Here is a 12,895-nt window from a genome sequence, read left to right on the forward strand (position 1 = left end):
CAGGGTACCTCCTTCACTACTATTTCAGGGCCTGTCGCAGACTCCCTCAACACCGATCATGTTTAATTCCCGATCGCTATACAAAACTTCAATAATTTTTGCTATAAATCAAATTGATTAATTTTATGTAAGCATAGATAAAACCTATATGACATTTGTACAACTAGAATATGTGGTGGCAGTAGATACATACCGCCATTTTGCTTCCGCCGCAGAACACTGTTTTGTTACCCAGCCTACATTGAGTATGCAGGTGCAGAAACTGGAGGAGGAATTGGGCGTCAAACTTTTCGACCGCAGCAAACAACCGGTGGTGCCAACGGAAATAGGGGTGGAGATCATCGAGCAGGCCCGCCGCATTTTGTCGGAAAAAAATGTGATCAATGAACTGGTGCAAACAAAAAAGGGTATTCTCACCGGCGAATTGCGCATTGGCATCATTCCTACGCTGGCGCCTTATTTATTGCCGCTTTTCATTCAAAGTTTTTACAAGAAATACCCGCACATAAAACTGGTGGTGCAGGAATTGATGACCGAGTACATCATTACCCGGTTACGTGAAGGGCGGATCGATGTGGGTATTCTGGTAACGCCCCTGCAGGAGAATGGGATAAAAGAACATGTGCTGTTCTATGAGGAGTTGCTGGCCTATGTGTCGCGGAAAAATGCGGCGTATAAGAAAACATATGTGCTTGCCCAGGATATCGATCCCGAAAAATTATGGCTGATGGAAGAAGGGCATTGCTTCCGCTCGCAGATCGTAAATCTTTGCGAACTGCGCCGCGCCAGTGAAATGAGTACCCACTTCGAATACGAGGCCGGAAGCATTGAAACGCTGCGCCGCATGGTAGAACTGAACGATGGCATTACCATTCTGCCCGAATTGACCACCCTCGATATGAGCGCCCGCCAGTTACAGCTCATCAGGCATTTTAAAAAACCGGCTCCCATGCGTGAAGTGAGTATTGTGGTTCACCGCGATTTTGTAAAGAAAAGGCTGATAGAAGCGCTGAAGGAAGAGATCATTTCGGCAATACCCGATAAGATCAGGATGAATAGGGATCTGAATGTGGTGCCAATATAGAAATGAAAAATTAGAAATTAAGAATGAAAAATAAAAAAGTAAAGGCAGAATTGCAATCTCATACAAGCTTTAAACCGGGAAGTTGGCTTAAACTTTTTCATTTCTAATTTCTCATTCTTCATTTTTCATTTCAACAATGAATCAAGTTTATTTTGATATTCCGGAAACCCCGTCAAATCATTGTGTTTCCCGCCTTCGATCGTAATATACTCATCCGTTGGTTTCAGCAACGGCTTTAGTTTTTTCGAGTTACGATACGGAATGGTATTGTCGCTGGTGCCATGAAAAATAATAACCGGGTTGGTAACTTCCTGCAGGTATCGATACGTGGGCAATTTAAACTTTATCATGTTATTGAGCGGGTATACCGGCAGCCAGCTTCCGATTATTGACGGAAAGCTATAATAGGGCGCTTCCAGCACCAATGCTTTGCAGTCGCGGATGGTGGCCAGTTGCGATGCTATTCCGGTACCCATCGATTTTCCGTAAATGATAATGCTGTCCTTCGAATAATGCGCCTGCGCCAGTTTGTAAAACACGAGCGCCCAGTCGTACAACCGTTGTTCGGTAAAATCACCCGTGCTTTTGCCAAAACCGGGATAATCGATCATCCACACGTCGTAACCACGGTTGATAAAATCCGGCGCCGCCTTTGCGTAGTGCGAAATGTTCTGTTTATTGCCATGAAAATACAACACCACGCCTTTGGGTTGGGGCTGTTTGGCGGCAAACTGAATGATATTGATATTCGATGTTTTCGTATAGGGAATATTCACCTCTTTAAATGCCCAGGGAAAATTGTACGGCGATGCAGCCGGAACCGGTTGCGGATGAAACATTATTTTATCCTGACCGTAATAAATAACAATGCCAATTAAACAATATACCAGTATCAGCACTTTCAGCCAGCGAAAGAGGATCTTCTTTTTCATAGAAAATGCAAGATAGTTGTTTGTGGTTTATGGTTTGTAGTTTGTTATTATCCTAATTTCATAGCCGCCTCATTATTGGCTGACGACTTAAATGACAGGTAAGGTAAGCTAAAGTATTACAGACGGCCTGATAGTTGTCAGCAGTTTGCAGAGAAAGAACCACAAACCACAAACAGCTTCAATATTTAAGAATGTCTCTCACAAAATTGTGATATTCCGGAAAGGAAGGTAAATTATTGTGTTTGCCGCCTGCAATGCGAATAAGCGTGATCTTATGGGGATTGATCCGCTGCAGTTTTTCACTGTGCCTTATCGGTATCAACCGGTCACGGGTGCCGTGAATGATATACGTATGGCAATTCACATGGCGGATCCATTTATCGGTGCGCAGGTGATAACGCAGCACCCATCGTACGGGTAATATGGGCAGGAACCGTTCTACCACGATGCGAAAATTATAATAGGGCGAATCCAGGATCAGGTACCGGGGTTTGTTGTCGGAAGCGATCTTCGCCGCAAAACCGCTGCCGATGCTTCGTCCGTATACAATGATGTGATGCTCGGGGTATTTTCCGGTGAGGACATTATAAACGAATTGCATGTCGTTCAGCATGTCCTTTTCGCTGCGTTTGCCGGTGCTTTTGCCAAATCCCCGGTAATCGACCAGCACCACATCGTAATCGTAGCGGTAAAAATCACGGGCATATTTAGCCCAGCCTTTTATGCTTCTTGTATTACCATGAAAATAAAGGATCAGCCCCTTGGGATCGGGCCGGTAAAAGTGCAGTCCGTTGATGCGTACGCCCGGCGAAATATCGAAAAATAATTCAGTGAATGGGATGTCGTACCTGAACTGAAAATCGGCCGGCAGCTTTTCTGGTTTGAAAATAAACCGGTCCTGTATGAGGTAAATGAGAATAAATAGTAATAACAGGCTTCCGATAATATAATAAACGAGAATGGGCAAGTGATCAGTTTATGGTTTGTAGTTTATGGTTTGTGGTTCTTTCACTTCAAACCACTAATAAATAGCAGGCAGATTGTTATGCGATAGTTGAAGTTACTGAACTTTCAGGGAGTATGCCAATTATCGGCGAGCCCGGATTTCGGGTCAACCATAAACAAAAAACAATAAACTATAAACTTTTAGAAAGCAGGCCAATAATCAGGTGACTATAAATTTAGGACAACCACAAACAACAAACCATAAACCACAAACTCTTCAGCGTGCATGCCAACAATCAGCCGGCTATAAGTTTAGGATAACCACAAACAACAAACCATAAACCACAAACTCCTCTGCGTGCATGCCAATAATCCGTCAGCTATTAATTTAGGACAACCACAAACCACAAACCATAAACCACAAACAGCCTGCGTTCCGCAGGCTAATATCCCGTTATGTTTTCTTCACTGTCGAACACCCGTTTCAAATTAAGATTTGGTACCGGCGCCACAATGAGCGGGAATTTTTCAATGGTCACGTTGCTCACATCCAGGCCGAAGCCGCGTTCTTCCGACAAACTGTATTCCTTCACATTGAAATACAGGCGCATGATCATTTTTTCGAAGAAAGGAAGTTCGATATCCTGGCTCAGGTATTTTTCCATTACAATGAACTGGAAATCGCCCACCACATTGTTACGTTCAAGGCTTTCGTAGCGGCTGGTAATGTTCACCTCTTTATTGGCAACCAGGTCGGCCACCACTTTCCTGAACATGAGGTTGATCTTGGGCTCCATTCTGAAACCTAATCTGAACTCTACCCTGATGATGTCATTGGGAATGATATGCTCAACCGTGTACTCGCAGGTATACGGGTCGTCGAGCGTATCAACGTGAACAAACCAGTAGATATCGGCCCGTTTGGGCTTTTTATTGAGGATGGAATAAATGATCTTATGCTCAATTTCCTTGGGGTTATTGGCGCTGGTAAGGTATACCAGGTGGGTAGCGTACTTGGGTACGGTTTTGTCGTTGCTCAATTCCTGTATTTGCGGAATATAATGTTCGAGCCTTACAAACTCCACATACCGGTTTTTGATCTTGCGGCTGCGGTACCAGATATACATTACAAAGAACAGGGCGCCACCTACCAGCAGGGTAACGAAACCACCGTGCGGGAATTTCTCGAGGTTGGCAAACAGGAACGACATTTCTATGGTAAGGTAAACGATCAGGAATAGATAGATCCAGATGGGTTTGGCCCTGCGCGAAACCAGGAAGTTGGCGAACAAAATGGTAGTGGCTATCATACACATGGTGATGGCCAACCCATAGGCAGCCTCCATTTGTGACGATTTCTTAAAATATAATACCATGGACACACAACCTACAAATAACAGCATGTTAATACCCGGTATGTACAATTGACCTCTTTCCTCGGTAGGGTAATTGATCTTCAGCTTGGGCCACAGGTTCAGCCGCATTGCTTCACTGATAAGCGTAAACGAGCCGCTGATCAACGCCTGGCTGGCGATGATGGCTGCTGCGGTGGCTATAAGAATGCCCGGGATCACAAACCAGTCGGGCATTATTTTATAAAATGGGTTGAAACCGGCGCTGATCATGGCGGGGGTTACCTGTTTGCCCGAATAATTTGCAAGCAGGTAAGCGCCCTGGCCCAGGTAATTCACGATGAGACAGCTTTTTACAAATACCCATGAATACCGGATGTTTTCCCGTCCGCAATGGCCCAGGTCGCTGTACAGGGCTTCGGCCCCTGTGGTGCAAAGGAATACGCCGCCCAGGATCCAGAACCCATTAGGGTAATTCGATAACAGGTCTATAGCGTAATACGGGTTGAACGCTTTAAAAATGTGCAGGTCATCTAACAGGTGCGAAGCCCCCAGCACGGCCAGCATACAGAACCAGCAGGCCATGATGGGACCGAACATTTTTCCAATGGAGGCCGTTCCAAACTGCTGCAGGAAGAAGAGCACACTTATGATGGCGAGAACGATATAAACGATGGTGGAATCTTCAATACGGCCAAGCCCCTGAATATTTCGCAAACCTTCTACGGCCGAAGTAACCGAGATTGGCGGGGTGATCATGCCATCGGCCAACAGGGCCGCACCCCCCAGCATGGCGGGTAATACGAGCCATCTTCGTTGCCGGCGCACCAATGCATACAACGAAAAAATGCCTCCCTCACCCCGGTTATCGGCTTTTAGCGTAAGTACAACGTATTTCAGGGTAGTTTGCAGGGTGAGAGTCCAGATTACGCAGGACAAAGAGCCCACAATCAATCTTTCATCTATCGTCCGGCCGCTGGTGATTGCATTTAGAACGTATAATGGAGATGTTCCGATATCGCCATAGATAATTCCTAACGCAATGAGTAAGGTGGCAACGGTAACTTTATTAATTTGTTTGCCCACGGTAGTGTCGCTTATCCCGTTATCAAAGGGTTTTTAATAAAAATGGTAGCACCCCGGGTGATAGTTCCCGGGGCGCCCGGTACAAAGGTATACGTAAAAATATTAATTCTGAGCCATTTTATGAATCGAACCTGAAATGCCGACGGATTTTATGCACTTTCGGTTGCCTGCGAATCAATAAAAAATGAAAGCTTAAATTTATTGCGAAAGTTTGGGCAGCCGTTTAACAATCAGTAATTTGGCATATAACATGCATTGCAGCACCATGATGAATTCAGGCAAAAAAACAGGGCGACAATTGCTGCTGGTAGCATTGTTGCTGGTAGCTTTTTCATATATCAGTTCCGCACAGCGGATCACCTATTCCCTGGCTGAACGGGAAGACAGCCGGCGTACCGATTTTGAAATAATCGGCAAGATCGGTGCCAACGTTCTTGTGTTCAAAAACAACCGTAACGAAAATGCCATCAGCGTTTACAATAACGATATGAAGCTGCTCGAACGGGTAAAGCTGGAGTATGTTGACGACCGCTGGATCAACGTCGACTTCATTCCCTATTCAGATCACGTGTGGATGATCTACCAGTTCCAGCGCAGAAGTATCGTGTATTGCATGGGGGTAAAGCTCGATGCCAACGCCAAACGCATGTCGGAGCCCATCGAGCTCGATACAACCCGCATAGGCTGGGCCGCCAGTAACAAACTCTACAGCACCATTTACAGCGACGACAAGCAAAAGATCATGGTGTTCAAGATCAATAACAAGAATCCCAAGAGTTTCCTGTTCACCACGATGCTGTTCAATAACAGCTTCGAGTTGCAGAATAAACATCATATGAACATGGCCATGGAAGAGCGGAACGACTATTTTACCGACTTCCTGCTTGATAACGACGGAGACATGGTTTTTGGCAAATTCGTTCGAAAGAATGGCAGCGATTATATCAGCAAACTGCAGCTCATTACCAAAAAAGCGGGGGAGGAGCGGTTTACGGTCCGTGACCTGAACAAAAAAGAAGACCGGGTGCTCGACGAAGTAAAAGTAAAGGTCGACAACACCAACCGGCGCTACCTGTTCTCGGCCCTCTATTACAAACAAAAACGGGGCAATGTGGAAGGATTGTACTCCGTGATCTGGGACAAGGCCGCCGATTCTGTCATGAAAGAATCGATGCTGGCTTTCAATGAAGATCTGCGTAAACAGGCCAAGGGGCCCGATGCCAACCTGCGGATAGCCTTTAATGACTACTTTATCAGCGATATTATCATAAAAAGGGATGGCGGGTATATACTTACAGCCGAATCGATGTATACTACATCCCGCGGCGGTACGTTTAATAGATGGGATTATCTGTATTGGAACAATCCCTGGTCGTCGCCGCTCGATTATAGTTACTGGTCGCCCTACTATAGTCCCTGGCGCTCGCCCTGGAACCGGTACGGTGGCTCTTCCGCAACCCGCTATCATGCCGAGAACATTATGGTGCTTTCATTCGATAAGGACGAAACGCTGCAATGGAGCAACGTGATCTCGAAAACGCAGTTCGACGACGAAACGGATGCGCTGGTGTCGCACTCGCTGATGATAACCGGGGGTGAATTGCATTTTTTGTTTAATGTGTATGAGCGCAGAACCCTGTTACTGAACGACCATAGCATTGCTGCCGATGGTAAGGTTACCCGGCACCCAACACTGAAAAACCTGGATAGGGGAGTGGAATTCATGCCCCGGCTGGGTAAACAGGTAAGTGCCGGCTCCATGATCGTTCCCTGTCAATACAGAAACTATCTTACTTTCGCCAAAATTGAATTTTAAAATATCTGTTTGAGTGACAGGAATATTCAAGCAAAAAACCTCCAGTAATATCATCGTATTGCTGGTATATGGTTTAATTCTGAAATTTAATCGTTTTCTGAACCCTGCCGGCGGTCCCCTGCAACAACCGGAAGACCATTTCCTGTATAACTGGCTGATCAGTTTGTTAAAGCCGCTGAATATTCACCCGGTCCTGTATGTATTGTTCACTTTCCTGCTGTTGTTCAGCCAGGCATTGTTGTTCAACCGTATTTGTAACGACCAGAAGCTGCTGCCGCGGCCCAATTACCTGCCGGCAATGGCCTACATGCTTACCACCTCGCTGTTTGCCGAGTGGAACTATTTTTCGGCGCCCCTGCTGGCCAATACCTTCCTGATCTGGATCTTTTACCGCATGACCACCCTGCCCAATATTCAAAAACCGGCTGCGGCCATTTTCAGTATTGGCGTTCAAATAGGCATTGTTACCCTCTTATACCGCCCCGCCGTTGTTTTTGTGGCGCTGGTGTTGCTGGCCCTGTTCATCATGCGGCCATTCAGGCTGAAGGAGTGGGCCATCAATCTGCTGGGTATTACCATGCCGTACTATTTTCTGGCCCTCGTGCTGTACCTCGGCGATCAGTGGGACTGGAATAAGATAAAGCCGGTGTTCACTATCAGTTTACCTGCCATTCCTTCTTCAGTATACAATACAATAAGCATTACGTTACTGGTTGTGCCCTTTATGATCGGCGGCTACTTTGTACAGTCCAATCTCAACAAAATGTACATTCATGTGCGTAAAAGCTGGAGCCTGCTGCTGCTGTACCTGATCATGGCCATGCTCATCATTATGGCCGACGGGGGCAGCAATTATGTGAGCTGGATGCTGTGCGCAGTGCCCATTACCGCCTTTCATGCCGCTATGTACTTTTATATCGGTTCCCGCCGTCTGCCCATGATCCTTCACTGGGTTATTTTTGGCTATGCCATTTATCTTAATTATGTGATTAAAAATTAAGACTGCAACTGATTGATAATTAAAATGCTATGTTGGTTTAAAACAGCAGGCTTAAAGCTTTAAGCCCTACGCTGTTGGCTAAAGGGAACAGCGGAAACCGTATTTGCTTACGGCTTGCAGCTTACGGCTTACAGCTGCGGGAAACATATTATCTTTGCATTTCAATTTAAAGAACGCCATCTGGCTAAAAACAAATAAACATTTTCAGATGAAATTTGGTGTTGTAGTTTTTCCCGGCTCCAATTGCGATCGCGATATGCAGGATGCCTTGCAAGATGATCTGAATCAGGAAGTAATAATGCTTTGGCATAAAGATAAGGACCTCAGTATGTTCTCAACTGAAGACTGCATTGTGCTGCCCGGCGGTTTCTCCTACGGCGATTATATGCGCTGCGGGGCCATTGCCCGGTTCAGCCCAATGATGCAAAGTGTGATCGAATTTGCCCAAAAAGGCGGTAAAGTGCTTGGCGTTTGTAATGGTTTCCAGATCCTTTGCGAATCGCATTTATTACCCGGTGTTTTATTACGTAATGCCAATCAGCAGTTTATTTGCAGGAACGTATACCTCAAAGGCATAGGTTCCGATAAAGCGCTGAAAATACCTATTGCGCATGGCGAAGGCAGGTTCTATGCCGATGACGCAACACTCAACAAACTGGAAGCCAATAACCAGGTTATATATCGTTATTGCAACGAGAACGGCGAAATAACCGCCGAAGCCAACCCCAATGGCGCCACCCGTAATATTGCGGGAATCTGTAATGAACAACGCAATGTGTTTGGTATGATGCCGCACCCCGAGCGGGCTACCTCAGCCGCATTGGGCAATACCGACGGCCGAATCGTATTACAATCGCTGATCATGGGCGTAACCGCTGTCACGGAAAAAGCGGCGCTGGTCAATTTTTAGATAATTATTAAGTTTTTTTCTTAGACTTTTGAGGCAGATAAACTGTTTTAATAAGTAAACAATACAACATGAAGGTAACGCTGCTCTCCCTTTTGGTAACGATGATCGGTGCTGTTTCGATGGCGCAGTCGAGTAAAGAAGTAAAATGGGCTTTTACATCAAAAAAGATAGCCGACAAAACATATGAGGTTCGCATGACAGCCACCGTAAATAACGGCTGGCATATCTACTCCCAGAAAGTGGGCGTTGACGGACCGATACCAACGGCATTTACTTTTACCAAAAACCCATTGGTAGTGCTGGAAGGCGCACCCAACGAAGTTGGAAAGGTGATCAGTAAAAATGAAGAAGTTTGGGGTGGCGTGGTACGCTACTTTGAAGATAAAGTTGAATTTATACAAAAAGTTAAGATCAAAGGCGGTAAAACAAACCTCGCAGGTAAAGTAGAGTATATGGTTTGTAATGAAGAAAAATGCCTGCCGCCTGCTGAAACAACTTTCTCTGTAGCAATAGGCGGATAAGGCTGAAAGCTAAAGGCACAAGGCTGAAGGCGAAAACCGAAGATAAGAGGGAATGCCGAACAACCGGAGACAAGCGTTCAGCCTTAATCGTTCAGCGTTTAGCATATTCCGGGTTTTTCGGAAATAATCGGGTTGAACGAATTTCGGAGGCTGGCATTCAGCGTTAAGCATATTAAACGGGTTCTTGTTAAAAGAACTCGTTTGTTTTTTTGCAAAGTCAGTATCGCATTTATTTAATTGTGAATTGCTTTCAAATAATTGTATGAAACATTTTCTATGGAGTTTAATAGCGCTTTGCTGCATCAACTCCACCGTGGTTAAGGGCCAGGATGCAACTGCTTACAAATGGGAGGTCACCGGTAAAAAAGTACAGGATAAAGTATACGAATTAACCTTTACTACTCCCGGAAACAACAAATGGCAGTTATATGGCGCCAATGAATCGATAAGCGATGTGCCATCAGTAGAAATGGAGTTCGCCGATTCTTCCATTGAAGTAAAAAAGCCGTTCAAAGAAAGCGGGAACAGCGTTGCATTTAAAAATCCCATTTTCGATAACACTTCATTTAAAGTATACGAGGGGCCCGCTTCATTTACGGTAACGGTTCAGTTCAGCGGAGCCGTACCGGCCAACCTGTTAGGTACTTTTCGTTATACATATGGCAAAGGCGAAGAGTTCTACCCGTTGAACGCCTATGCTTTTTCCGTTCCGTTAGAAGGCGGTGTGGCGTCCACAACAAAGATCAGGGTAGCCTCTTTTGACCTGAAAAATCCCGTAAATGCCTGTGGCGATGAAGATACCGGTGGTAAAAGCCTGGCCGGTATATTTCTGATCGGTATGCTGGGCGGTTTTATTGCATTGTTCACGCCCTGCGTATTCCCGCTGATCCCGTTGACGGTTTCGTTCTTTACAAAAAAGAGTGAGGATAAAAAGAAAGGTATTGGCAATGCTACCATATACGGCCTGTTTATTTTTCTGATCTATATTTTATTGAGCATTCCGTTTCATCTTGTTGATAATGTACAACCGGAGATCCTCAATAATATCTCCACCAATATGTGGTTGAACATTCTCTTCTTTTTCATTTTTGTATTCTTTGCCATTTCTTTCTTTGGCTTTTTCGAAATAGGCCTGCCCAGCGGGCTCGCCAATAAGATCGACTCCCGCTCAGGCATGAGTAGTTTGGGCGGCATCTTTTTTATGGCGCTTACGCTGGCCATTGTTTCGTTCTCCTGTACCGGGCCTATTTTGGGTTCACTGCTGGCAGGCGTAGCATCAGAGGGCGCCTGGCCATTGACAGTGGGTTTGGCTGGTTTTGGTTTGGCGCTTGCCTTACCGTTTGCCCTGTTTGCCATGTTCCCCGGCTGGTTACAATCATTACCAAAATCGGGTGGCTGGCTAACCAACGTAAAAGTGGTGCTGGGTTTCCTCGAGCTGGCCATGGCGGTAAAATTCCTGTCGAATGCCGATCTGGTAAAACAATGGGGATTTTTAAAACGGGAAGTGTTCTTTGCCATCTGGGTAGTGATTGGTATCCTCATCGTGTTGTACCTGTTGGGCAAGATCAGGTTCCCGCATGATGGTCCGGTTAAAAAGTTCAGCAAAACCCGCATCGCATTCATCGCCATTTTTGCGGCAGCCACTATATACCTGATACCCGGACTAACCAATACCCACAGCGCGAACCTGGGGCTTATCAGTGGCTTTCCGCCGCCGCTTTGTTATAGCCTGTATAGTAACCCGGTGAATTGTGAAAAGGGTAAGTCGATAGAACCTTTGCGGAATGATTATGAAGAAGCGCTGGCGCGCGCCAAAAAGGAGAACAAACCGGTGCTGATAGATTTTACCGGCTGGGCCTGTGTAAACTGCCGTCGCATGGAAGAGAATGTATGGCCCAATGAACAGGTGAATGCGTTGATAAGGGATAAATTCATTATCGTGTCGCTGTATGTAGATGAAAAAAGGGCATTGCCGGCCACCCAGCAGGTTGATTTTGTAACAAAGACCGGCGCACAAAAGAAGATCATTACGGTAGGTGACAAGTGGGCAACTTTTCAGTCGGAGAACTTCGATGCGGTGGCGCAACCACAATATGCCATCATAAGCCCCGATGAAAAAGTACTTACAAAAACCAAAGGATATACACCCAGTGCGAAAGAATTTGCCCAGTGGCTTGAGTGTGGAATAGATGCCTATAAGAAAGACAGGCAAACGGCAGCGAAGTAAACAAGTGTGCCACACCTCCAGGGTGTGGCACACTTACAATCCCGAAGTTCAGCTTCGGGACTAAAAAAGAAAACACCCCGCTCAGCCTGAGTGGGGTGTTTAATTAGGCGTCATTCTGTTCCAGCCTTCCGGCAAGCAAGCAATTCAGGAAAATGGGCCCGGATGGAGGGCCAGAATGACAATATTTTTTACTTTCTCAAATCTTTATCTCTCGTCAAAATTAAGCAGCTTATTCCGTTCCCTTTTCAGAAATGCTGTTAAATTTCTGTGTACCCTTTCTAAAAGTAAAAAAACTTACAAAGCGATCTTTTTCTGTAACATCATTTTGCGCAGATTGATCAGGCCGTAACGCATTCTGCCTAATGCAGTGTTGATGCTGCAATTGGTCAGTGCTGCGATCTCTTTAAAGCTCAGATCGGCATAATGACGTAAAATGATCACTTCGCGTTGATCATCCGGTAACAGATCAAGCATTTGACGAACGCGGTCATAACTCTGACGCTTCATCATTTTTTGATCAGCACCGTCTTCTGTGAAATTGATAACTTCGAATATATCCCTGTCGTCGCTGGTTTTGATAGCAGGGGTACGTTTTACCTTACGGAAGTGATCAACACACAAGTTGTGAGCAATACGCATTGCCCAGGGAAGGAACTTTCCTTCTTCGGTGTACCTGCCTCCGCGAATGGTGTCGATGATCTTGATAAGCACATCCTGGAAAATATCTTCGGCGAGATATTTGTCCTTAACAAGAAATAAGATGGAAGTGTACATTTTTTCCTTGTGGCGAAGGATGAGTGTTTCAAGAGCGTTCAGATCTCCATCCTGGAAGTCTGTGATTAACTCGTGATCCGTTTTTTTACGTAGTGAACTCATAAACTTCTACGGTTTTTGAAGGTGATAGGATATTAATTAATATGGATTTTTATAATTGAATGGCTTTTCTGAGTAGAAGTGTCTGCGCGATAGGCGGTGTGTTTAGTTTTCGTTTCGTTGTACAAATTACCAACTAAAGATAGAGA

General features: G+C 45.4%; 10 protein-coding genes. 6 read left to right on the forward strand and 4 right to left on the reverse strand.

What is annotated here, in order from left to right; genetic code table 11:
- Positions 1–148 precede the first annotated feature (148 nt).
- Entirely contained in the window at positions 149–1,084 is a 936-nt protein-coding gene (locus tag A4R26_RS26835; protein WP_081169601.1) for a hydrogen peroxide-inducible genes activator, read from the forward strand.
- A gap of 125 nt (positions 1,085–1,209) precedes the next feature.
- On the opposite strand, the gene A4R26_RS26840 is transcribed toward A4R26_RS26835, so the two are convergent.
- The 3 genes from A4R26_RS26840 to A4R26_RS26850 form a co-directional block, all read right to left on the reverse strand.
- The gene (locus tag A4R26_RS26840; RefSeq protein WP_081169602.1) at positions 1,210–2,016 is read right to left on the reverse strand and encodes an alpha/beta hydrolase; all 807 of its coding nucleotides are present in this window, start codon (positions 2,014–2,016) and stop codon (positions 1,210–1,212) included.
- A gap of 178 nt (positions 2,017–2,194) precedes the next feature.
- Positions 2,195–2,983 (reverse strand): alpha/beta hydrolase, encoded by a 789-nt coding sequence (locus tag A4R26_RS26845; protein ID WP_081169603.1) that lies wholly within the window; start codon positions 2,981–2,983, stop codon positions 2,195–2,197.
- A gap of 421 nt (positions 2,984–3,404) precedes the next feature.
- A complete protein-coding gene (locus A4R26_RS26850; protein ID WP_081169604.1) occupies positions 3,405–5,399 on the reverse strand; it encodes a KUP/HAK/KT family potassium transporter in 1,995 nt (664 codons plus the stop codon).
- A gap of 238 nt (positions 5,400–5,637) precedes the next feature.
- Here A4R26_RS26850 and A4R26_RS26855 point away from each other — a divergent pair, with 238 nt between their 5' ends.
- The 5 genes from A4R26_RS26855 (at position 5,638) to A4R26_RS26875 (ending at position 11,873) form a co-directional block, all read left to right on the forward strand.
- Complete coding sequence (locus A4R26_RS26855; protein WP_133054791.1) at positions 5,638–7,215, forward strand: hypothetical protein; 1,578 nt, start codon at positions 5,638–5,640, stop codon at positions 7,213–7,215.
- 13 nt (positions 7,216–7,228) lie between these two features.
- Positions 7,229–8,215, forward strand: coding sequence for a hypothetical protein (locus tag A4R26_RS26860; RefSeq protein ID WP_081169606.1), 987 nt, complete (start codon positions 7,229–7,231; stop codon positions 8,213–8,215).
- A 208-nt stretch (positions 8,216–8,423) separates the two neighbouring features.
- Positions 8,424–9,125, forward strand: a complete 702-nt coding sequence (purQ, locus tag A4R26_RS26865) for a phosphoribosylformylglycinamidine synthase subunit PurQ (protein WP_081169607.1) — start codon at positions 8,424–8,426, stop codon at positions 9,123–9,125.
- Positions 9,126–9,193: 68 nt separating this feature from the next.
- Complete coding sequence (locus A4R26_RS26870) at positions 9,194–9,646, forward strand: protein-disulfide reductase DsbD domain-containing protein (protein WP_081169608.1); 453 nt, start codon at positions 9,194–9,196, stop codon at positions 9,644–9,646.
- A gap of 262 nt (positions 9,647–9,908) precedes the next feature.
- On the forward strand, positions 9,909–11,873 hold the full coding sequence (locus A4R26_RS26875; protein WP_081169609.1) for a protein-disulfide reductase DsbD family protein: 1,965 nt from the start codon (positions 9,909–9,911) through the stop codon (positions 11,871–11,873).
- Positions 11,874–12,167: 294 nt separating this feature from the next.
- Here the strand turns inward: A4R26_RS26875 and A4R26_RS26880 are convergent, their stop codons facing one another.
- Entirely contained in the window at positions 12,168–12,749 is a 582-nt protein-coding gene (locus A4R26_RS26880; RefSeq protein WP_081169610.1) for an RNA polymerase sigma factor, read from the reverse strand.
- Positions 12,750–12,895 lie beyond the last annotated feature (146 nt).

The organism is Niastella populi (genome assembly GCF_002078015.1).
Lineage (GTDB): Bacteria > Bacteroidota > Bacteroidia > Chitinophagales > Chitinophagaceae > Niastella > Niastella populi.